At 54.9% G+C, this 21,337-nt stretch carries 22 protein-coding genes and 1 tRNA gene; 14 read left to right on the top strand and 9 right to left on the bottom strand.

All coding sequences use genetic code 11. The features are described 5' to 3' along the window. Nucleotides 1-92 precede the first annotated feature (92 nt). Entirely contained in the window at nucleotides 93-1,364 is a 1,272-nt protein-coding gene (locus CCASEI_RS11450) for an integrase catalytic domain-containing protein (RefSeq protein WP_025388054.1), read from the bottom strand. Nucleotides 1,365-2,166: 802 nt separating this feature from the next. Here CCASEI_RS11450 and ctaD point away from each other — a divergent pair. From ctaD to CCASEI_RS11430, 3 genes are all read left to right on the top strand, one after another. After that, on the top strand, nucleotides 2,167-3,864 hold the full coding sequence (ctaD, locus tag CCASEI_RS11440; protein WP_025388052.1) for an aa3-type cytochrome oxidase subunit I: 1,698 nt from the start codon (nucleotides 2,167-2,169) through the stop codon (nucleotides 3,862-3,864). 95 nt (nucleotides 3,865-3,959) lie between these two features. After that, on the top strand, nucleotides 3,960-4,838 hold the full coding sequence (serB, locus tag CCASEI_RS11435) for a phosphoserine phosphatase SerB (RefSeq protein WP_025388051.1): 879 nt from the start codon (nucleotides 3,960-3,962) through the stop codon (nucleotides 4,836-4,838). Continuing rightward, nucleotides 4,838-5,590, top strand: coding sequence for an aminoacyl-tRNA hydrolase (locus CCASEI_RS11430; protein ID WP_006822125.1), 753 nt, complete (start codon nucleotides 4,838-4,840; stop codon nucleotides 5,588-5,590). Before serB ends, CCASEI_RS11430 begins: the two co-directional genes overlap by 1 nt. On the opposite strand, the gene CCASEI_RS11425 is transcribed toward CCASEI_RS11430, so the two are convergent. From CCASEI_RS11425 to CCASEI_RS11415, 3 genes are all read right to left on the bottom strand, one after another. Continuing rightward, nucleotides 5,587-7,539, bottom strand: a complete 1,953-nt coding sequence (locus tag CCASEI_RS11425) for an ATP-dependent DNA helicase (protein ID WP_025388049.1) — start codon at nucleotides 7,537-7,539, stop codon at nucleotides 5,587-5,589. The genes CCASEI_RS11430 and CCASEI_RS11425 overlap by 4 nt on opposite strands. Nucleotides 7,540-7,696: 157 nt before the next feature. Beyond that, nucleotides 7,697-9,070: a nicotinate phosphoribosyltransferase gene (locus CCASEI_RS11420; protein WP_025388048.1), complete on the bottom strand. Its 1,374-nt coding sequence runs from the start codon at nucleotides 9,068-9,070 to the stop codon at nucleotides 7,697-7,699. A 96-nt stretch (nucleotides 9,071-9,166) separates the two neighbouring features. Further along, on the bottom strand, nucleotides 9,167-9,628 hold the full coding sequence (locus CCASEI_RS11415; RefSeq protein WP_225868401.1) for a CAP domain-containing protein: 462 nt from the start codon (nucleotides 9,626-9,628) through the stop codon (nucleotides 9,167-9,169). A gap of 127 nt (nucleotides 9,629-9,755) precedes the next feature. Between CCASEI_RS11415 and clpS the strand changes: the two genes are divergently transcribed. From clpS to rdgB, 7 genes are all read left to right on the top strand, one after another. Further along, the gene (gene clpS / locus CCASEI_RS11410) at nucleotides 9,756-10,067 is read left to right on the top strand and encodes an ATP-dependent Clp protease adapter ClpS (protein WP_006822121.1); all 312 of its coding nucleotides are present in this window, start codon (nucleotides 9,756-9,758) and stop codon (nucleotides 10,065-10,067) included. A gap of 4 nt (nucleotides 10,068-10,071) precedes the next feature. Next, nucleotides 10,072-10,608, top strand: coding sequence for a DUF2017 domain-containing protein (locus CCASEI_RS11405; protein ID WP_025388046.1), 537 nt, complete (start codon nucleotides 10,072-10,074; stop codon nucleotides 10,606-10,608). Between the two features lie 190 nt (nucleotides 10,609-10,798). Beyond that, entirely contained in the window at nucleotides 10,799-11,470 is a 672-nt protein-coding gene (locus tag CCASEI_RS11400; protein WP_006822119.1) for a rhomboid family intramembrane serine protease, read from the top strand. After that, a complete protein-coding gene (gene murI / locus CCASEI_RS11395; RefSeq protein WP_006822118.1) occupies nucleotides 11,471-12,244 on the top strand; it encodes a glutamate racemase in 774 nt (257 codons plus the stop codon). A 107-nt stretch (nucleotides 12,245-12,351) separates the two neighbouring features. Next, entirely contained in the window at nucleotides 12,352-13,119 is a 768-nt protein-coding gene (locus CCASEI_RS11390) for an MBL fold metallo-hydrolase (protein WP_025388045.1), read from the top strand. A 23-nt stretch (nucleotides 13,120-13,142) separates the two neighbouring features. Continuing rightward, nucleotides 13,143-13,871, top strand: coding sequence for a ribonuclease PH (gene rph / locus CCASEI_RS11385; protein WP_006822116.1), 729 nt, complete (start codon nucleotides 13,143-13,145; stop codon nucleotides 13,869-13,871). A gap of 5 nt (nucleotides 13,872-13,876) precedes the next feature. Then, nucleotides 13,877-14,491 (top strand): RdgB/HAM1 family non-canonical purine NTP pyrophosphatase, encoded by a 615-nt coding sequence (rdgB, locus tag CCASEI_RS11380; protein ID WP_006822115.1) that lies wholly within the window; start codon nucleotides 13,877-13,879, stop codon nucleotides 14,489-14,491. 81 nt (nucleotides 14,492-14,572) lie between these two features. Here rdgB and CCASEI_RS11375 read toward each other — a convergent pair whose 3' ends face one another. Together CCASEI_RS11375 and CCASEI_RS11370 are read right to left on the bottom strand one after the other, a co-directional pair. Beyond that, the gene (locus CCASEI_RS11375; RefSeq protein ID WP_006822114.1) at nucleotides 14,573-14,926 is read right to left on the bottom strand and encodes a DUF3817 domain-containing protein; all 354 of its coding nucleotides are present in this window, start codon (nucleotides 14,924-14,926) and stop codon (nucleotides 14,573-14,575) included. Between the two features lie 71 nt (nucleotides 14,927-14,997). Beyond that, on the bottom strand, nucleotides 14,998-15,429 hold the full coding sequence (locus CCASEI_RS11370) for a hypothetical protein (protein WP_006822113.1): 432 nt from the start codon (nucleotides 15,427-15,429) through the stop codon (nucleotides 14,998-15,000). Nucleotides 15,430-15,516: 87 nt separating this feature from the next. Here CCASEI_RS11370 and CCASEI_RS11365 point away from each other — a divergent pair. From CCASEI_RS11365 to CCASEI_RS11355, 3 genes are all read left to right on the top strand, one after another. Beyond that, a tRNA-Leu gene (locus tag CCASEI_RS11365) sits at nucleotides 15,517-15,599 on the top strand. A 221-nt stretch (nucleotides 15,600-15,820) separates the two neighbouring features. Beyond that, nucleotides 15,821-16,510, top strand: coding sequence for a helix-turn-helix domain-containing protein (locus CCASEI_RS11360; RefSeq protein WP_025388044.1), 690 nt, complete (start codon nucleotides 15,821-15,823; stop codon nucleotides 16,508-16,510). Nucleotides 16,511-16,711: 201 nt separating this feature from the next. After that, nucleotides 16,712-17,800: an SPFH domain-containing protein gene (locus CCASEI_RS11355; RefSeq protein WP_025388043.1), complete on the top strand. Its 1,089-nt coding sequence runs from the start codon at nucleotides 16,712-16,714 to the stop codon at nucleotides 17,798-17,800. A gap of 136 nt (nucleotides 17,801-17,936) precedes the next feature. Here CCASEI_RS11355 and CCASEI_RS11350 read toward each other — a convergent pair whose 3' ends face one another. From CCASEI_RS11350 to CCASEI_RS11340, 3 genes are all read right to left on the bottom strand, one after another. Next, complete coding sequence (locus CCASEI_RS11350; RefSeq protein ID WP_025388042.1) at nucleotides 17,937-18,869, bottom strand: NaeI family type II restriction endonuclease; 933 nt, start codon at nucleotides 18,867-18,869, stop codon at nucleotides 17,937-17,939. After that, entirely contained in the window at nucleotides 18,870-19,901 is a 1,032-nt protein-coding gene (locus CCASEI_RS11345; protein ID WP_006822110.1) for a DNA cytosine methyltransferase, read from the bottom strand. A 372-nt stretch (nucleotides 19,902-20,273) separates the two neighbouring features. Beyond that, on the bottom strand, nucleotides 20,274-21,089 hold the full coding sequence (locus tag CCASEI_RS11340) for an HNH endonuclease family protein (protein ID WP_025388041.1): 816 nt from the start codon (nucleotides 21,087-21,089) through the stop codon (nucleotides 20,274-20,276). Between CCASEI_RS11340 and CCASEI_RS11335 the strand changes: the two genes are divergently transcribed. Beyond that, nucleotides 21,088-21,303, top strand: a complete 216-nt coding sequence (locus tag CCASEI_RS11335; protein ID WP_155894839.1) for a hypothetical protein — start codon at nucleotides 21,088-21,090, stop codon at nucleotides 21,301-21,303. The genes CCASEI_RS11340 and CCASEI_RS11335 overlap by 2 nt on opposite strands. Nucleotides 21,304-21,337: the final 34 nt, after the last annotated feature.

The following is a 21,337-nucleotide window of genomic DNA, read 5'->3' as shown; positions in this document are numbered from 1 at the left end:
TGTGGGCCGCGCAAGTTCCCCGGAGTGCCTCATGTCAATACCCCCGGCTAATGAGGGTCGTGCCTCACACAAATTATCCCCGGGAACAACTCTCACCCCACCCGACTCGGCCTGACCCGAATACCCGAGGAATCGGGCAATGCCTGCTTGGCCTCGATCTCACGTTTCATACGCGCGGTCTTCCCGGCAGCGAGCTTGATCAGCCTCTGCTGGATCCGATCGATCTCGGCCGCGATATGGACCGGGTCAAGACCAGCCTTGTAAGCCCTGAGCTCAGCGACTTGCTTTCTGTTGAGGATCCCGGAATCCAGCAGACGCACGAACGGGGTCCGCGGGGTGTCATAAACACGTTTGCGACGACCCACCGAATCAGTGGAATACCCGGTGGGTTTCTTCGTCGGAGTGAAGTAGTTCAACCGGTCATTGACCAGTGCCCAGAGCGTCGTCATGAGTCCGAGTTCGGTTGTCGTGTCGTAGCGGTAGTAGAACCCGTACCGACGCACGAGATGGTTGTTCTTTGACTCGATCGTGGCCTGGTCATTCTTCGTATAAGGCCTGCCGCGAGTGAAGAAGATCTTCCGCTGGGCCGCCCAGTCGATGAGGTCGTGATTGATGAACTCTGAACCGTTGTCGAAGTCGAGCCCGGTCACGAGATAGGGCACCGCTTCAACGAAATGAGTGCACGCGGCAACAATGTGTACGGCAGCATTGTTCTTGACTGCTCGGGTGTAGACCCACCCGGTGTGCATATCGGTGTAATTGACCGAGCGGATGAACTCGCCCTTCAACGTCGGTCCGCAGTGGGCAACGGTATCGACTTCGAAGAATCCGGGTTCGGCTTCGACTTCATCACCGGCCTTACGAACCTGGATCGAGTTGCGCAACAGTGTGCCAGGCTTCGTTGCCGACTTCCCACGCAGGGTGTCTCTAGCCCGGGCTGGTGCCAGGTATCGGTCGATCGTGGCTGGACTCATCGACACCAGCTCGTCGCGTACGTTCGTGCTGTAGCGGCCCTGGCCAGGCACGAGGTGGTTGTGGGCTTCGAGGGAGTTGAGGAGATCGACCATAGCTTGGGCGAGGTATTTGCCGCAGATTCCACCGGCAACTGACCACACATACTGCAGGATCTTGATCGCGTCGTAGGAGTACTTACGGGCCTTAGTCTTGCGTCGATCGATCACGGCCACGGTGGCGTTGGCTCTGCCCTTGGGCTGGCGAGTCCGACGCATGAGCTGTTGGCGAGCGTGGTCGCGGTTCCAGCCAGTGATGTCGGTGACGGCATCGAGGATGGCCGACTTTTGTTGCCTGCCGGCCTTGGCATACGCGGTGGCGTATTTCTTCGTGATCTCGATTCTGGTGTTCATGGAAACGTCCTTGTCGACCATGACCCCATCGTCGTCGTGTCTATGTCCCCGGGTGAAGAGTCTGGCGGGGAAATTTATGTGAGGCACGACCCTTGGCTACGCGGGGACTATCTATGAGTCTCGTCGTTCCCGTGCGGATGGAGCCGCCCGGCGGTAAGCTGGGCATGTGCGACGGCAGCGATCTTGTCGGCGAGAGGGGCTTCGATCGCGAGTGGCACGTAGATGGCACGAGCGGCCATTGGAGTTGGAGGATCCGCAGGATTTCCGCCTCTCATCAGGGAGGACGAGGACTGGGCATCCCGAGAGAACAAGAACTGGGACTTCTAAGCTTTCTCACAGGAATTTGCTTCAAGTAAGCCAAGCGGTGACTTATCCGGTTCAGGATTAGTCACCGCTTTTCTGTATCTATAGGGCTGGATCGGGAGCGAAATATCGTTTTGATCTGCGCCGATTCATGCGGTGGGTAAGTTGGCAGGCTTTACAATACGCGCGCCATAGTTCTAAAGGATGACATCAACTGGGGGTGCAGCGACCTGCGGTTTGTTAAAGTTTCGCCCCGGAATTCAAGTCAAAACTGTGGCGTATCCCACCTAAAACGATGGAACCGTTTTGAAGGTCAAATTGCTCGCCCCGTTCGTACTGGGGGAACGGTGTCACTCTAGTAACAAAGCCCTAATCAGGTGGGGGGAGTGAAGATTATGATGAGCTGGCAATAAGGGGGAAGAATGCCTAATATAAGGCAAGTAAACCTTTAAGCACTTCAGGTTTGGTTCTGTTGTGCTTTGTATTCAGGAGGAAAACAATGACCGCTGTGGCGCCACGGCTAGACGATTACGTCCAGCCAACTCGTCCAGAGCCTTCCGGTAATAGTAAGACCGGTTCCAAGGCTTGGATGATGCTAACCACCACCGACCACAAGCAGCTGGGCATCATGTACATCATCATGTCGTTCGGCTTCTTCTTCCTCGGTGGCTTGATGGCACTGCTGATCCGCGCTGAGCTTTTCACCCCGGGTCTCCAGTTCCTTTCTAACGAGCAGTTCAACCAGTTATTCACTATGCACGGCACCGTGATGCTGCTGCTCTTCGCAACCCCAATTGTTTGGGGCTTCGCTAACTACGTGCTCCCACTTCAAATTGGCGCGCCTGACGTGGCCTTCCCGCGTCTGAACGCATTCGGTTTCTGGATCACCTCCGGCGGCGGCCTCATCATGTTGTCTGGCTTCCTGACCCCAGGCGGCGCAGCTGACTTCGGTTGGACCATGTACATGCCTTTGGCTGACAGCGTTCACACCCCAGGCGTTGGCGCAGACATGTGGATCATCGGTGTCGGCGCAACCGGTATCGGTACCGTTCTTTCCGCTATCAACATGCTGACCACCATTTTGACCATGCGTGCACCAGGCATGACCATGTTCCGTCTGCCAGTATTCGTCTGGGGCATTTTCGTTACCGCGATCCTTGCGCTGATGATCTTCCCGCTGCTGCTTGCTGCTGCACTGGGTGTTCTCTACGACCGCAAGCTTGGCGGCCACATCTTTGACTCCGCTAATGGCGGCGCAATTCTGTGGCAGCACCTGTTCTGGTTCTTCGGTCACCCTGAGGTGTACGTCATTGCACTGCCGTTCTTCGGCATCGTCTCTGAGGTTGTTCCAGTCTTCTCCCGTAAGCCAATCTTCGGCTACACCGGCATGGTCTTCGCACTTCTGGCAATTGGTGCACTGTCCATGGCCGTGTGGGCACACCACATGTTCGTTACCGGCGCAGTTCTGCTTCCGTTCTTCTCGTTCATGACATTCCTGATTGCAGTGCCTACCGGTATGAAGTTCTTCAACTGGGTCGGCACTATGTGGAAGGGGCACATAACTTGGGACACCCCGATGATCTGGGCGATGGGCTTCATGGCGACATTCCTGTTCGGCGGTATGACCGGCGTCATGTTGGCTGCTCCAGCATTAGACTTCCACCTAGCTGAGTCTTACTTCCTGATTGCGCACTTCCACTACACCCTTTTCGGTACTGTTGTGTTCTCAGCATTCGCTGGTCTGTACTTCTGGTTCCCTAAGATGACCGGTCGTATGCTGGATGAGCGCCTGGGCAAGATTCACTTCTGGTTGACCTTCATTGGCTTCCACGGCACCTTCCTGATTCAGCACTGGGTCGGTAACATGGGTATGCCACGTCGTTACGCGGACTACCTGGAATCTGACGGCTTCACCGTCTTCAACCAGATCTCCACCGTCTTCTCCTTCGTCTTGGGTGCATCCGTCATCCCACTGATTTGGAACGTATTCAAGTCCTCCCGTTACGGTGAGATCGTTACCGTTGATGACCCATGGGGCTACGGCAACTCTCTCGAGTGGGCAACCACTTGCCCTCCTCCACGCCACAACTTCGATTCCATGCCACGCATCCGTTCTGAGCGTCCAGCCTTCGAGCTGCACTACCCTCACATGGTTAAGCGTCTGCGTGCAGAGGCACACGCTGGTGTAAATCACTAGAAGTGGATAGAAATAGTGCTTAAGCACTAATCATCCTCCTGACATAGAGCCACCTCCCGAGTAATCGGAAGGTGGCTTTGTCGTATCATGGCAACGTGACTTCCACTCATTTGTTAATCATTGTTGGCCCAACGCTCCCGCAAAATCTGGTTGCAGACTTGGAGGAACTAGGTGTTGTTGTAAACGAACAGCGCCCAGTCCCAACTGAGCATCTAGATGGCGTGGAGCTTTCCGTGCGCTATGAAGGATCTGCGGAGGAGCTCTCAAACCTCGCGGCTTCTCATGGCGTTGATATCGCCTTGCTGCCAGTGGGGGATTCTCCATCGCGCGGGCTGATTTGTTTGGATTGTGACTCCACGCTTATTACCGGTGAGGTCATTGAGATGCTTGCGGCGCACGCGGGTAAGGAAGCGGAAGTAGCTGAGGTTACTGACCGTGCGATGCGAGGCGAGCTTGATTTTGAGGAGTCCTTGCGCGAGCGTGTTGCTACTTTGGCGGGCTTGGATAAGTCCGTGATTGATTCGGTCTCGCAAGCGATTGAGCTGACCACAGGTGTCAAGGAAGCACTGGCTACATTGAAGGAGCAGGGCTACCGCGTAGCGGTGGTCTCAGGTGGCTTCATTCAGGTACTCGAGCAGCTCGCGCGCGAACTAGAACTTGATTACGTTCGTGCCAACACCCTGGAGATTGAAGACGGTCGCCTCACCGGCCGGGTTGCCGGCAAAGTAGTGGACCGCAAGGCCAAAGAAGAGTTCCTGCGTGAGTTCGCCGCAGACTCAGGCCTGGATATGGCACAGACGGTTGCTGTGGGCGATGGCGCCAATGACATCGACATGGTCACCGCAGCAGGTTTGGGCATCGCTTTTAACGCCAAGCCAGCATTGCGTGCGCATGCCGATGTTTCTATCAACTTGCCCACCTTGGCGGGGCTAGTACAGATTCTGGGAGCAACCACCCCTGGAGATATTCAGTAATGGGACTGGAAGACATCTCGCCGGAGTTTGAGCTGGCGCATAAGCGCCTGGTCGATGCTTGCACCGGGCGCTCTTGGCGTGACATCGATGAAGACCCGGAACATCCGGAAACCATTCAGGCAATGCAGATAGCCCTGAACATGCCGAAGCAAAACCCACCTGCGCGCACGGAGCTGCTGGAATCGGCAGCGCGTGCCGTCGTCGGAGTATGCCTCGATGAACGCGCCGGCGAAGAAGGAGCTTTCGCACAGGACTTGAGCCAGTGGTACGGGCACCGCATCCGCAAGGTCGCACGCCGAGCCCGCAACAAGGCCTGGGAGGACGTACAAGGCCTTCCAGGGGCAACGGTGAACAACCAAGCGCGTGCGTTTACTCCATCCGCTGTAAAAGACGTCCATCCGGCGATTGCGAAGCTGCAGATCGGGCACACAGATATTGCTTACGATGATCCGGGCGAGCCACGTGCCGGTGTGCCAACCGTCTACGTGGACCGGACTTTGGAGATGTCAGCAGGTAAGGCCGCTGCGCAAGTCGGGCACGGTTCCATGCTTTATGCCGCCGCATTGTCTGCGGAGCAGGCATGGCAATGGGCGCAGCAGGGCTTTGACTTAAGCGTGTGTGAAGTTGACCGCGAGCTCTTTAATAAAGCGCTCGCCGTGCCAGGCGCAGTGGTTATCCGCGACGCCGGCTACACCGAAGTCGCACCTGATTCGGCGACCGTGGTGACGCTGCCAGTACCTCTGGACGGCTAGGACGCCACCAGACGCTTGAGCGCCCCGCGCACCACCTTGGGGTCGGTGGTGGTCCAGAAACGTGGCATGGAGTTCTTCAGGAAGCTGCCATAGCGTTTCGTTTCCAAGCGGTTGTCTAGCACTGCGACGACGCCGCGGTCGGTGGTGGCGCGCAAAAGGCGACCGGCACCCTGCGCCATGAGTAGCGCTGCGTGGGTGGCGGAGACCTCCATGAAGCCGCTGCGCCCGGCAGCGTTGGCGGCATCGGTGCGTGCCTGCAGCAATGGTTGGTCCGGACGCGGGAACGGAATGCGGTCAATAAGTACCAATGAACACGCAGGACCAGGCACGTCTACGCCCTGCCACAAGGTGAGAGTGCCAAACAGACAAGAGTTCTCATGCTTGGAGAACTTTTCCACTAAAGCACCTGTGGTGTCTTGACCTTGGACAAAGATTTCAAAAGGTACTTGCATGCGCAGCTTTTCCGCGGCCTGCTCAGCAGCGCGACGAGAAGAAAATAGACCTAAGGTCCGCCCACCAGCTGCCATGATGAGGTCTTTCATCTCGGCGAGGGTTTCATCGGCAAGCCCATCGCGTCCTGGCGCTGGAAGATGCGATGCCACATATAGAATGCCTGACTTGGCCGGGTTGAATGGCGTGCCAGCATCCATGGAATCCCAGGTGCCCTTCGGCATGCCCCACTGCGCGGCCATGACATCAAAGCGCCCACCTAGTGCCAACGTCGCGGATGTGAGCACCACGGTGTTTTCACCAAACAGGTTATCGCGCAGCAAATCCGCCACCGACAGCGGTGCCACCGCTAGGGAAGTGTCATCCACCCACACCACGTCATCTTGCTCCGCGGCATCATCGGTGTCGAATACTTCCAGGATGCGGTGGATGGTCTCCGCCATCTCAGAAAGGTGATTGGTCAAATTCTGCCGCTCGGCGAACTTCTCCGGATCATTAGCGGCTTCACCCTCACTAGGACGGGATACGGCAGTCTTACAGTCGATGATCGCGGTGGCCAGGCCATCCAACTGGTTCTTGGAAGGCTCGTCCATATCCACCCAACGGCCGGACTCATAGGTGCCGATGAAAATCGCGAAATCATCCGCTAATTCGCCCAGGCGCACGTCCTTGCCCTCAGCGCCCAGGGATTTGGCGCGGTTAGCGGCCATCTTGATGGCGCGGGCATTAATTTCTGCCGTGGAAACCGAGGTGATGCGGGCATCCAGTTCATGTGCCTCGTCCACAATCACCACGTCATGTTCGGGCAGGATGTCGGTCTCGGCGGCGGCATCGATAGCCAAAAGCGCGTGGTTGGTCACCACGATGTCTACCTGTGCAGCCTTCTGCTTGGCCAGCTCCGCGAAACAATCCTCACCCTGTGGGCAGCGCGACGCCCCCAGGCACTCCCGTGAGGTGACAGAAACCTGCCGCCACGCCAGATCCGGCACGCCCGGGCTCAGATCATCACGGTCGCCGGTTTCGGTCTCATCTGCCCACTCAAAAACGCGCTTGACATGCTTGCCCGTCCAAGAAACCTCTTCATCTTCCAACAACGTCTCATCTGGCTCGAACCCTGCCTGCGCCACCTTATTCAGGCACACATAGTTGTTGCGGCCCTTCATAATGGCGAAGGTGGGTTTGCGCTCCATAATGGGCTCCAGCGCGTCCACCAGACGCGGAAGGTCACGCTCTACCAGCTGGCGCTGCAAAGCAATCGTCGCGGTAGAGACGATGATGGTGGATCCAGTGTTATGCGCATGCCGGATAGCAGGCACCAAATAGGCCAAAGACTTGCCGGTACCGGTGCCGGCCTGAACAGCCAAGTGGCGGTCGGACTCCAAGGCTTTGGTGACGGCCTGAGCCATAGCGTGCTGGCCGTCGCGGCGGGCACCTCCCAAGGCAGCCACGGCTTGATCAAGCAAAGTATCCGTCGTCTGATTGAGGGGTTCTTCGTTCACCTCACCGAGTCTAAGCCATGTATGGGGCTACTCCCGAACCGCCTGTGAGCATCGTTAGAACAACGATGCTCACAGGAATAGAACAGCGATGCCCGCGATAATAGGACAACGATGCACACAGTAAGCGGACGGCGATGCCCGCCCCGAAAGGAGTGCTTTATTCGAAGCCGACGTAGCGGGTGTGTACCGCCGGTTCGTCGCGGGTCAGCGCCAGGCCTTCCCACGGCAGGGTCTTGATGTTTTGCGCCAGGTACTCGCGGGATTCATCGAGAGTTGGCTGGCCCTCTACAATCTCACCGTCTCGAATCAAAGGAACGGTGAGCATCTTGGAGGTCAAGTGTCCGGTATCCGGTTCGTTTTCGTGGAATGGGAAGATGATTTCTTCTATCGCCACGCCCGAGGAACGGTAGGAGCGGATAGCGCGCTTGGCGCCGCCCACAGACTTTTTCGACTCGGAGCGCTTGGCCACTGGATGGCCGTCAACTTCGACAATCTTGTACACCATGCTTGCGGTTGGAGCGCCAGAGCCGGTGACCACGGAAGTGCCCACGCCGTAGACATCCACCGGGTCGCCGCGTAGACCAGCGATGGCAAATTCGTCCAGGTCGGAAGAGACCACAATCTTGGTGTTGTGTGCGCCCAAGTCATCGAGTTGCTTGCGCACTCGGCGGGTAATCGCCCCCAAGTTGCCGGAGTCAATGCGTACACCGCCGAGCTCAATGCCGGCTACTTCAATGGCGTTGTTGACGCCTTGGGTGATGTCGAAGGTGTCCACCAACAAGGTTGTACCCACGCCGTGTGCTTCAATCTGAGACTTGAAGGCAGCCTTTTCATTCGCGCTGCCATCATCGTTGACGTGCGCCAAGGTCCAGGAGTGCGCCGCGGTGCCAGAAGCCGGAATGCCGAAGCGGGCGGCAGCTTCCAGGTTGGAGGTGGATTGGAAACCCGCCAGGTAGGCCGCACGCGCAGCGGTCACAGCGGCTTGCTCGTGGGTGCGGCGCGAGCCCATTTCAATAATCGGACGGCCATCAGCGGAGACCACCATGCGCGATGCCGCCGATGCCACAGCCGAATCCGAGTTCATGATGGACAAAATGACGGTTTCTAGCAAAATAGCTTCGCCGAAGGTGCCGCGCACGGTCAGCAGCGGAGAATTAGGGAAGTACAGCTCGCCCTCACGGTAGCCATCAATCTGGCCGGAGAAGCGGTAATTGCGCAGGTAGTCCCGGGTGGCATCATCTAAGAACGTCAACGTTGCGAGTTGTTCTTCCGTGAAGCGGAAGTTCATCACCGCATCCAGCACGCGCGGAATTCCGGCCACGACACCGTAACGGCGCTCATTGGACAGCCGGCGTGCAAAGACTTCGCAGACTACCGGGCGTTCAGCCGTGCCGTCAGCGAGCGCTGCCTGCAACATGGTCAGCTCATACATGTCTGTGAGCAACGCCGTGGATTGTGGTTGATTCGTCTTAGGGTTCACAGCGAACAAGTCTAGCGCGCGACATGGCTTTTCTGTGCCATTCAGCTCCATTCAGGCTAAGCAGTCAGCCATGTCTAGCCTATGCAGTGCTTTTCGATGCCCCATCAGCGCCCCAAAGACTGCATTTAAATGGGCACTCGATATTTCTTATTCGAATTGCAGTACCAGCCACACCTTGTCATCGGATGCGGAATAAGCAACACCGACGGCCATATGCAGGTTTGTTGGTTCCATCATGACTGCCAAGTGAGATTCCGAGGTGCGAAGACGCTCAATAAATTCGTAGCCGCTGGCCTCATTAAGCTGCAGGTGTGCTTGCAGCATGCTGATGTTTTCATCGACATTGTCTTCTTTCCCCGTAACAGCATTGAGCTCAGCCTTTTGCTGGGCTGCTTCCTGACGGTCCGGGTATTCGAAGATCATGCTGAGGTTTTGCTTAGTGCGCATGTCATTGATGGCGTCGTAGACTTCAGTCTGGATGGTGTCCAGCTGCGCCTGAACGTGCGCTGGTGGCGCGGTTGTGGCCAGGAGAGTGAGCACCAACGTGATGGTGGTGATTCCGATGCGAGCAAGGTCTGCAGGGTTCTTGCCCGAGAAAATCTCATTCATTAAACGGGCAATAGGCTGTGGCAGTTGCATGGTCTTATGCTCTCTTTGGCTCGCATGTGAAAATCGTTTTGCCTAACTCTAGTCAAAATCTGCTACTAAAGAAATAAAATTAGTTAAGCTGGTTGGCATGTACGTGCAATTAAGTTCACCCATGGCTTCCCCGGAGCTAGATGAGGCAATTGACGTCTCGGTAGCTTCGGAAGAGAATCTGCCGTGGATGTGCGTTGTTTGGGACGATCCCGTAAACCTGATGAGCTACGTGTCCTATGTATTTCAAACCGTGTTGGGCTATGACAAAAAGCGCGCCAATGAGTTGATGATGCAGGTGCACACTGAGGGTAAAGCCGCAGTAAGCTCCGGTGAGCGTGACAAAGTAGAAGCCGACGTGAAAAAGCTGCAAGTAGCAGGGCTTTGGGCAACAATGCAGCAGGCAGGTTAATTAGATGCAACCTTGGAGAAGGAAAAAGGCTCTATTGCGCGGAGCGAAGTTTCAAACCGTGCTGGAGCCTATGGAACGTGAGGTTCTAGGAAATCTCACCTCCACCGTCAGTGAAGCCATCATCCAACGCGCACAATCAGCGCCAAAGGATGAGCTGGCAGAAATGATGGATATGCCCACCGGGCATAAAGAGGCCCCGAAAGATCCATCGCTGGCGCGACTTTTCCCAGACTTCTTTGCGGAAGGTGAAGAAGAATATGACGGTGATGCCGGGCTGATGCGCAGTCTGCACGAAAATGACATCGCCAAAGAAAAGCTGCGCAACCTTCAAGTCATCAACCATGCGCTTGGCCCAGTGGGTGGAGCAGAGGTCGCCATCGAAGAAGCGGACGCCCATGCTTTTCTAGCCGGCTTAAATGATCTGCGTCTGTATTTGGCTAGCGGTGACATCTTCAGCGAAGAAGATGAACAAAACCGCGACACCTTGGTGGAGTGGCTCGGCTACTGCCAAGACTCCCTCCTCGAAGCCCTCATTGGCTAATTGCCCGTGCGGGTGTGTTTGGCAGTTGTAGGCATTTGGCGTTTGCAAGCAGCAACGCCGCGTTGCGTTGCTGAAGCTGTGAAGCTACCGAAAGAACCCCGGATATAGCCGTTGAATTGTGCGCCTATGTGCATAGGCGACGTCTTCTTTGCGGCAGAGCTTGCTTGGCTGGGTTAAACTTGTCTGCACTATGACCTACCCAGCACCCATCCCGCAGCCCTCCGGAAAGTCATCGCGCAATAGTGGTATTTCAGCGAATTACACCAAGCGTGGACGTATTGCCACGGGGCTGACTTTCGCATTCGGGTACGTCGCGGTGCTGTGGATTGTGCACCTGGTTAACACGTTTATCTTCGGGAGCCGGCTGACATACTTCGGTATTCACCCGCTGGATTTCAACGGTCTGCTGGGCATCATTACTTCGCCGTTTCTGCACTCGAACTTTGAGCACCTGATTTCAAACTCAATCTCAGGTGCCATTTTCTGTTTCCTCGTAGGCCTTTCCGGGCGTAAAGCCTGGTGGGAAGTTACCTTGCTGGTCGTACTCATCGCCGGCATTGGTACATGGCTGCTGGGCGGCCCGGGTACCAACCACATCGGTGCATCGGGAGTTGTCTATGGCTGGTGGGCTTACCTGCTCATCCGCGGTATCTTCAACCGTTCCCTGAGCCAGATTGCACTGGGCATTGTCCTGGGCATTTTCTACTCCGGCATGATCTTCGGTGTGCTGCCCATCTATGAAGGCGTGTCCTGGCAGGCGCACCTCTTCGGCGCCGCTGGCGGTGTCGTGGCAGGTAGCGTGATTACCTCCGATGACACCAAAGCGCAGATCGCACGGCGCAAGCAAAAGGCGGTTAGATAAGTGGACAGTCTAGCTCCCATCGGTATCTTTGATTCAGGTGTCGGTGGTTTAACAGTCGCGCGCACCATCATGGAGCAGCTGCCACAAGAATCCATCATCTACGTCGGTGATACCGCGCATGCGCCATACGGCCCGCGGGAGTTGGAAGACGTGCAGAATCTTTCCCGCGCCATCGCCGATGACTTGGTGGAGCGCGGCTGCAAGATGTTGGTCATCGCATGCAACACAGCAACCGCAGCCTTCTTGGAAGAAGCGAGGGAGCGCTATGACATCCCGATTGTGGAGGTCATCCGCCCGGCGGTACGCCGTGCGCTGGCCACCACGCGTAACCACAAAGTCGGTGTCATTGGCACTGAGGGAACCATCAATTCCCAGGCCTATCAACACCTGTTCGCGCAGACGGACACCGTGGAAGCGCACGCCGTGGCTTGCCCGGACTTCGTGCCTTTCGTCGAACGCGGGATTACCTCCGGCCGGCAGATTCTCGGCGTGGCGGAAGCCTACTTGGCGCCGCTGCAGGCAGCAGGCGTGGATACCTTGGTGCTGGGCTGCACGCATTACCCGTTGCTGACCGGCATTATTCAGCTGGCCATGGGCGATAATGTCACCCTGGTGTCCTCGGCAGAAGAGACTGCGAAGGACGTGCTGCGCATCTTGACCGAACGTGATGAACTAGCACCTGTTGATAATGCGCCCACAAGACTTTTTGAATCCACCGGTGATGCAGAAACTTTCTCACGCCTTGCACAGCGCTTTTTAGGCCCTCAGCTGTAATTTTCACAGCCGGTGAGCATCCCCACATAAGGCTATGGTTAGTGTCTTTAACCGTGAATTCGCCTGTTATTAAAGAATTTTCGGCGAATTCGTGACAACATAGCCTCATGAAGTTGACCATTCTAGGATGCTCGGGCAGCGTGCCCAGTCCTAATAACCCTGCGTCGGGTTACTTGGTTTCTTTCCCAGACGCACCGTCCATCATTATGGACTTGGGCCCTGGTACTTTTGCTGCTTTGCAAGAAATCCAAGACCCCTGTGATGCCCATCTGACTTTCAGTCACCTGCATGCGGATCACTGCACTGATTTCCCTTCGTTGATGGTGTGGCGTCGTTTCCACCCGGAAGCCCCCGCAGCATCGCGAAATTTCATATTTGGTCCGAAGGATTCCCCGGTTCACCTGGGTCGCATGAGCGCGGATCACGTGGATGAAGTAGATGACTTCTCTGATTCCTTTGCGTTCTCTTCCTGGGAGAACGGTAAGCGTGAGCTCATTGATGATGTGTACATGACGCCGTTTCACGCCATTCACCCGATTGAGGCGTATAGCCTGCGCATGGAGCACGCCAAGACCGGCAAGGTTATTTGTTACACGGGGGATACGGCTTATACCGAGGACTTGGTGCCGGCAGCACAGAACGCGGATGTATTCCTCGCCGAAGCAGCTTGGGGTTGCGAGACCGAGGGCCGCCCACAGGGCATGCACATGTCGGGCAACCAGGCAGGGCGTTTAGCAAAGCTTGCCGATGTCAAAAAGTTGGTCCTCGTCCACCTGCAGCCTTGGAGTGATCCGCAGTCCACGTTGGATGCAGCACGCACTGAGTTCGATGGGGAAATTGTGTTGGGCGCGCCGGGCATGGAGTTTGAACTTTAAGCTGGCGCGGTACCCTTGAGGACATGACTGATTTTCAACGTGCTGATGGTCGTGACCTAGACCAGCTGCGAAGTGTCCGTATTACCCGCAATTTCACCACTAATCCTGCCGGCTCCGTTCTGGTTGAGTTCGGCAACACCCGCGTGATGTGCACTGCTTCTGTTCAGCAGGGCGTTCCACGTTTTAAGAAGGATTCCGGTGAGGGCTGGTTGACTGCGGAATACGCAATGCTGCCGTCCGCAACGCATGACCGCATGCCACGTGAATCCATGAAGGGCAAGGTCAAGGGTCGTACCCATGAGATTTCTCGTCTGGTGGGCCGTTCCTTGCGCGCGGCTATTGATTTGAGCCAGCTGGGGGAGAACACCATCCAGATTGACTGCGATGTGCTCCAGGCTGATGGTGGCACCCGCACCGCGTCGATCACGGGTGCATATGTTGCGCTTGCCGATGCCATTGCGGTTCTCAAAGACCAAGGCGTTGTACCGGGCGAGCCACTGTTGGATCCAATCGCCGCGGTATCAGTGGGCATCGTCGAGGGCAATGTCTGCTTGGACCTGCCTTATGAGGAAGACTCCCGCGCTGAGGTCGACCTGAACGTTGTGATGCAGGAGTCCGGAAACTTCGTGGAAGTCCAGGGCACCGGCGAGAACGGCTTGTTTGGCCGTGACGAATTGAACTCCATGCTGGATGTTGCGCAAAAGGGCTGCTATGAGCTGATTGCTGCGCAGCGTGCCGCGCTTGGAATCTAGGGCTTATGAAACTTCTTGTTGCATCGAATAACGCGAAGAAGCTGATTGAGCTGGAAAAGATTCTGGCTGATGCTGGCATCGATTCGGTTGAGCTGGTTCCGCTGCGCGATGTTGAGCCTTATGAAGAGCCCGTCGAAGACGGCCGCACCTTCGCCGACAATGCATTGTTGAAGGCACATGCTGGCGCGCGGGAAACTGGCCTTGCCTGCATCGCCGATGACTCCGGCATTGCTGTGGAAGAACTCAACGGCATGCCCGGTGTGCTCTCCGCGCGCTGGTCCGGCACTCACGGAAATGATGCCGCGAACAACGAGTTGTTGCTCGCACAGATGGCGCATGTGCCAGAACAACGCCGCCAGGCGGCGTTTGTCTCCGTTTGCGCGCTGGTTACTCCTGCCGGTCAAGAACACGTTGCCGAGGGCCGTTGGCCTGGAACCCTGCTCACCGCACCACGCGGCGAGGCTGGCTTTGGCTATGACCCACTGTTCCAACCTGAAGGCGAGACCCGCAGCTCCGCGGAGCTGACCCCAGAGGAAAAGAACTCGGCTTCACACCGTGGACGCGCACTGGCACAACTGGTGCCAGTGATTGAAAAGCTGGCTGCTGGAAACGCTAGCTAAATCACGCTTTCACACAAAAGTAGAAAGAGGAGGGGCGTGCAGTCAGTGCTGCACGCCCCTCCTCTTTCGGGATGACAAAGCCTATGAAAGCTGGAACATCTGCTTTACTTCGTTGCGGCGCTTGATCTCCATCCAGAAGGAGAAGAACGGGATAACACCCGCAAGGGCAGTGGTGAACCACTTGCCAACGGACCAGCGCGCCTTAGGCGCTAGGTTCAAAATGGACAGAAGATAGACCATGTACGCGAGGCCGTGAGCCTGTGCCACCAGAGTTGCCCAGTCCGGCATTTCCATACCGACGATGTATTCCAAGATCATGCGGATCACCAGGATGACCAGGAAGATACCGGTGATGGTGGCTGCGACGGTGAAAAATGTCAGTGCGGTGGAAACGCGCTTCTGGCGTTCTGGGTGAACCTGCTGCTGGGAGGTCATGGAAGAAGAATCCTTTAAGTTTCTGCGTGCTATTGGGAAAGAATTTCAGCCGAACTTTGACTGACTGATTCTTAAAAATCCGCGTGAGGGTCGGAAGAATGTGGCTCAGATGAGTTCTGCCCGCGTCTTTGTCGGTTCATGGCGTTGAATTCCTCAACGCTGATCTGCTTGCGCTGTGGCAGGAAGTCCTCGTCGATTTCAGTTACCTGATCATCGGTTTCTTGCGGCGCTTGGTACATGTAGTCATCACTGCCGACTTTGGCAGCTTCATTTTCTGCTTCGATACGCTCATTTTCGTACTTCATTGCGGTGCGGTAGGCGTAGATGACAAAAGCTGCGAACAATGGCCACTGAAAGGCATAACCAAGGTTCTGGAAAGTGCCAGAACCCGACTGGAAGCGGGACCATTGCCACCATGCGAGACCGATAAATGCGACAACAAAAACCGCGATGAGCACGATATGCCACCACCGTGTTTTAATTTTATTCCGCTTTTCACTCACATAGCCCACCTTACCTATCCATTTCGGAAAGCCCTATTTCCCCAATTATTAATTTTGACACGTTCTGTTGTAATATCAGTTGCGCAAGCGCCCGTGGCGGAATTGGCAGACGCGCTAGATTTAGGTTCTAGTGTCCAGAGGGCGTGTGAGTTCAAGTCTCACCGGGCGCACAGCATAAAGGCTGTACTTGGATAACCAAGTACAGCCTTTAAACATTTCCGCGATGTATTGCGATACTCCGTCCGAGTTCGTTCGCGCGCTGTGAATATAGGCATTGAATCTTTCAGTAACTCGGCATATGGTCAGGGACACCTAACCTTGTTCTCATTGATGGCATTCCGGGCGGGGTTTCAACCAGCGCATGAGGCGAGCGCTGAACAGGGGAGGCGTGATGCTGGACTATAATGAGCTATTTGAACCTCAAAGCGAAGATGCGTTGCGGGTGACTGTGCTGGCGGCGTCTGTTTCGGAAAGAGTTCACCAGGAACACCACATTCTCTTTTGGCAGGTGCGCGGTGGAAGCCATTTCAATATCAATGGCGAAGCAATACGTTTAATGGCTGGACAAGCTTTGTGGGTCCCAGTGGGAACGAGTCATGAGTTTCGCGTGGGGGACAAGTCTGTCTTGATCCCACTATTTTTCGAAGCGGAAGATGATTCCTATCCGTTGTTGGAGTTAACTGTGATCCGGGTAAGTCGCAGGTTACAGTCATTAATGCTGTCATATATGCAATGGCAAAGTTCCATCTTGCGGCCGACCGATGACGGCGGAGCAGAGATTCTTCAGCTCCTAGAGCACGCTTCAGCTATTGCGAAGAATCCTCCAGTGGCAGAGCAGAGCGAGCCCAGCGATGACGAAGTTTCACTTCCATCAGAAGCCTGTATCACCTTCGGGCAGTGGCGGATGCGTAACCGGATAGAAACCGCGGCCCTGTTGCTGCAGAGAAATGGCAGCATCAAAGAGGTTGCCAGCAGCGTGGGCTATCTGGATGTCGGATCCCTCGGGCGCTCTTTCAAAAACCACTTCGGTGTATCTCCTGAAGAATACGCAGAGCACTATGCGGCGCAGCGTGGCGCCTAAGACTGAAGCAAACTGGGACTTTGTGAGGCTTGCGTGAGGGTAGCTGTGTAATTGTTAACAGTTGGGGGAGAAAACGGGTGATGCGCATGTTGTAGTTTTGTGCAACGATGGAAACGAAACACTTTTTCATATTGTTCAGTACATAGTGTGATGTCTCGGTTTTAAAGGATGCATCCACGTCTATAACGGTCGGTGATAATTTTGGTAGCCCTCATAGTCCTCGCAGTATTCCTCCTCATAGTTTTGTTCACCATTTTTGATGGCTACTTTATTGTTCGTACGCGTGAGGCGGCCATCGTCGAGCGCCTCGGCAAGTTCAATAAGGTTGCTCATGCAGGTTTCCACTTCAAGCTGCCTTATATCGATCGTGTTCGTGACAAGATCTCTTTGCAGATCCACCAGCTCGACGTCATGGTTGAGACCAAGACCAAAGACAACGTCTTCGTTCAGATTCCAGTAGCTGTTCAGTATGAAACCGTTGAAGGCCGTGAGCGTGAAGCGTTTTACCGCCTGTCTGACCATGAGCAGCAGATTATTGCTTATGTCCAGGACAATGTTCGCTCTTCTGTTGCGAACATGAACTTGGATGATTCCTTCTCTTCCAAGGACACAATCGCACAAAACGTTGGTCTGTCCCTGCGTGACAACATGGCGGAGTACGGCTGGAACTTCGTGAACACCCTGGTTACCGATATTCGCCCGGATGCCCGCGTTCGTGAATCCATGAACTCCATTAACGCTGCTCAGCGTGAGCGTGAGGCAGCAGTTGCTCAGGCTGAGGCTGAAAAGATTCGTGTCATTAAGGAAGCAGAAGGTTCCGCTGAGGCTCGTAAGCTGCAAGGTCGCGGTGTTGCAGAACAGCGTAAGGAAATCGTTGAAGGTATCGCCGCACAGTACGAGATGCTGCGTGCTGCCGGTATTGAAGAATCCCCAGAGGCTCTGATGCTGGTTTCCCAGTATTTGGATGCAATGGTGGATGTTTCCTCGAACTCCAACTCCAACGTGCTGTTCATGCCTTCAAACCCAGGCGGCATGGGAGACATCTTTGACGGCATGCGCGACGTGCTGATGTCCACCCACACGCTGCAGGAAAATGGTGGCTCGCCCAATTCATCAAATAACAAGACACGTCAGATTTCGCAGGCGCAGCCGCAGCGCAACCCGGCGCAGCAGCCAGCGCCGCAGCGCCAGCAACAACCGCAGCCACGCCAGAAGCAGCCTGAGCAGGTTCAGTCCGCTCGCGACTACTTCAAGGAAATGCGTGACCAGCTCCGCGGAGAGGGGCAGTAGGCGCTAAAGTTCAATAGAGAATGCACTGAAGCCCACGATTATTCGGGAGCTTCAGTGCATTTTTTGTGGATCCCGTAAGTGTGCTCATTATTTTCTAGTGCGTGACTGGGATTTAGCGACTTTTATATCTTGACAATTATTTGTGAGTAATTTCAGGGGCCATAACTGGGGGATCATCACTCTCGGCAATTCGCCAGTGCTTTCCCTCTTCAAATATTGTTGGCCCAGTATATCCATTTTCAGCAGGATATAGTCTGACAGAAACTGTGTCTCCTTTGTCTGGAACAGGCAGATTCAATTTTCGTGCGATATTACGGTGCCGCTCGTATTGGCTAAGAATTACGATGCCTTCAGGTCGAAGTTTGGTCCGAGAACCTCCGTTAGAGCGGACTCTCTTCATGTAATCTTTCTGCATTGCAACCGTGGCGACAATGCCTCTAGGGATTCTTTGCTTTTGAGCCACTCGGAAAAGCATATCAAGTCGCGCAGCACCTGATTCCGGTTCAAGTACCTTATCCCGTAATTCGGGTTCAAGTTGCAGAAGTGTGTTTGGAGGGAAGGGATGTTCCGTGAATAGCCAACTAATAGCTTGTCGGCCTTTTGCGGAAATCGTGCGCTTACGATCCCGGTTTCCTCCAGCAGTGAGAATCTCGTCACGAATCATTGCGAATCCGACGTGAAAGGTGGCTGATTGATCATCCGCATGACAGAGCATGGCGTGGTTGCCAAGTGCCTCCATGGGTATCATCCACCCGAAACGGTGCTTCGAGTATTTGCAGTCTAAATCATGGCCAGCCGCGTCAAAGTCCATAACCTCTCCGTCTGTGAGAATGTCATCAAATTCTCTCCGGATGAGAATCTCTACGAGGGAACCCATGTGAGCGGATTCTGTTTTAGTGAGTTGTCCGATTGAGTAGCGACCGGTGTTCTGGCCATCATAAGCCATGTCAAATGCTCCGCGAAACACGCGTCCGAGTCTCTCGCCATCGGGGTCTGCTTCACGGAATAGCTCGGTGATTTCGAGCGAAATGGAATCAATACCCGGCTTCGAGTCGAATCTTGAAGTCATTTACACCACCAAGGTCCTGTGGCTCAGTGAAGATGCAGGAATTGTGTTTTTCACTCGCCGTTTTTCAAGAGCGTGTTTGATTGATAGCCCAAGTACTCTTGCTACTGGCGGTGGAAATGCGTTGCCAACCTGGCGCCACTGTGCAGTCTTCCCTCCGGCCCACATCCAATTTTCGGGGAATCCCTGAATTACCCCACCCATCTGTACCGTCAACCGGGGTAGGACATCGGTCAGATCTGTTGGGAAGTCAGCTGGTGGCGCTGATTCCGCAATCGAGGTTCCCTTAACTCCAAGTTTGCGCCATGCCTCTTTCGCACGAGTCGGTCCTACGTCAGCTCCACCATGTTTCTTTGAGCCGCCCACGAGCGTTGGTGCTACAGTGTTTGCCTTTTTAGCCCAGGTTGTTGCTCCGGGCCAGCCTTCTGCGCCCATTAGATGCTCAAGTGCTTCACCCACAGTGAGATGTTCGCTGAAAGATTGAGGCCATTCAAAGAAATCATCATATTCAGCCTTGAGCGCGACCAAAACAAAACGTGGACGGAGCTGGGGAACTCCGAAGTCAGCTGCCTGGATGTGCTTCCAATGAGTTGCGTAGCCTAATGCGTTCAGTTGGCTAAGAATTTGCTTTCGGTAGTCGTCGAACCGCTTTTGTCCGAGTCCTTTAACATTTTCTAGCAGTACCGCCCGAGGGTTGATTTCCTTAATAAGACGCAGAGCTTCAGGAAAGAGGTCACGGTCGTCGTCTGCCCCTAGTTGCTTTCCTGCGATCGAGAAAGGCGGGCACGGGACGCCTCCAGAGAATAGATCAATTTCGTCGCGGAAAGGTGACCCGTCAATACTATGAACGTCAGCTTCGTGAATTATGGACTCATTGGTAATTCCCATGGTTACACGGTTTAACCGAAGCGTTTCAGCAGCCCAGTTATCAATCTCGACTAGGGCTTGATGAGCGAAACCAGCTTGTTCAAGGCCCAGAGCCTGGCCACCTGCGCCTGCACAGATCTCGAAGGAAGTTAGTTTCGTCGGCGTCATTTAAGTTGATCTCCTAGCTTAAGAATGCAGTTATTAAAGCATCCAACAATACTGCAATAAAATCTGCTGTTCTTCGCATGATAGCGAACTATCTAGACAATAGACTTTATCCCTTGACACTGATGTTCGAATGATCGGGATAGAGCACTTTTCGCTCGAATGGAATAGGAATAGAAAATCGCAAATCACCCATGGATGATACTTATGGGGAAGCGAAGGGCGGACTTAGGTGTGTGGATATAGCAGATAGCCAATTCTTAGCGGCGAAAGATCTGTAAGGCTAGTAGAGGGTGGCTAATCTGTGCGGTTCCAGTTTCAGGTTCGAAGAGTAGTGAATCGTGAATGATGCCCGAACTATTCGGAAAGCTCAATCTAATTCGTACAGGTCTCGAGCTGTGTGTGAAGCGCTTCCTTTTCAGCGGCGGTGACCCACAGGCCGTATTCGGACTTTACATCGATGATGTCACGGGCGTATTCGCAGCGGTGCCCGCGCTGGGGTGGGAGCCAAGTTGCGGCGTCGCCCGCGCCCTTCTGCGAATTGAGTCGACCCTTGACGGCGCGAAGGTTACGCGGGTCGTTGGCAAAGTTGCGGCGGGTTTCTTCGTCCCACTGCTGGGCGCCTTTTTGCCAGGCATCGGAAAGTGCCACGATGTGGTCGATTTGAACCTCGGACGAGGTGGACTGGCCGCGAACAAAGTCAATGGTCTCACCGCTATATGGATCATGAAGTGTTCCCGTGAGGACAACGCAGCCGTAGGTGCCTTCTTTGATTTCCGTGTTCACAAGGTCGCGGCGCAGGATGTCATTGCGGGTATCGCAACCGTTGTGGCCAAACTCCACGGTGACGTCGTCGCTCCACGCCTGGCCGAAAAGCTCCCGCTCGTAGCCAGTCTTCGGTGCGCGTCCGGCAACGCGGAGGTCTTCTAAAGCTTCGGTGTAAAGGTCAGATGTGCCTGGTTGAGAAGTTGAAGCTTCCTGGGTGGCTGGCGGAGCTAGGGTATCAGGTGAGTCTGTAGTCGGCTCAGAGGAGGCAGTGGTGGCTGAGGGGGATTCTGTGAATGTTTCAACGGAGGTGGGCTGGGCATCGCGGGAATCGGCGTCGTTATAAAAGGCGACGCCAATGATGATTGCGAGAAGAATAAGAATTTGAACCGCAAAGGTTGCTACGCGCTTGATGCCTTTAGTCATGATGGATGATGATTCTAGACTGGGCATCGGACAAACCGAGAAAGGCTGTGAGATGAGCATTGATTACATGTTCGATGACTATCTGGAAGATGCCGGATTGGATCGGTCGGCGGAAGTGGTGCCGGATCATGCGTGCCAGGTCTTTGATGGTGAAGTGGCAAAAGATGTTGATTCGGTGAAGGAATCTTCCGAGTTTGGGCCAAGTATTGAGTAATGCATGTCGAACGCGGCATGGGCGAAAAGGTGAT

This window comes from Corynebacterium casei LMG S-19264, from assembly GCF_000550785.1.
Classification (GTDB): Bacteria; Actinomycetota; Actinomycetes; order Mycobacteriales; family Mycobacteriaceae; genus Corynebacterium; species Corynebacterium casei.
This window is presented reverse-complemented; position numbering and strand designations above follow the sequence as displayed.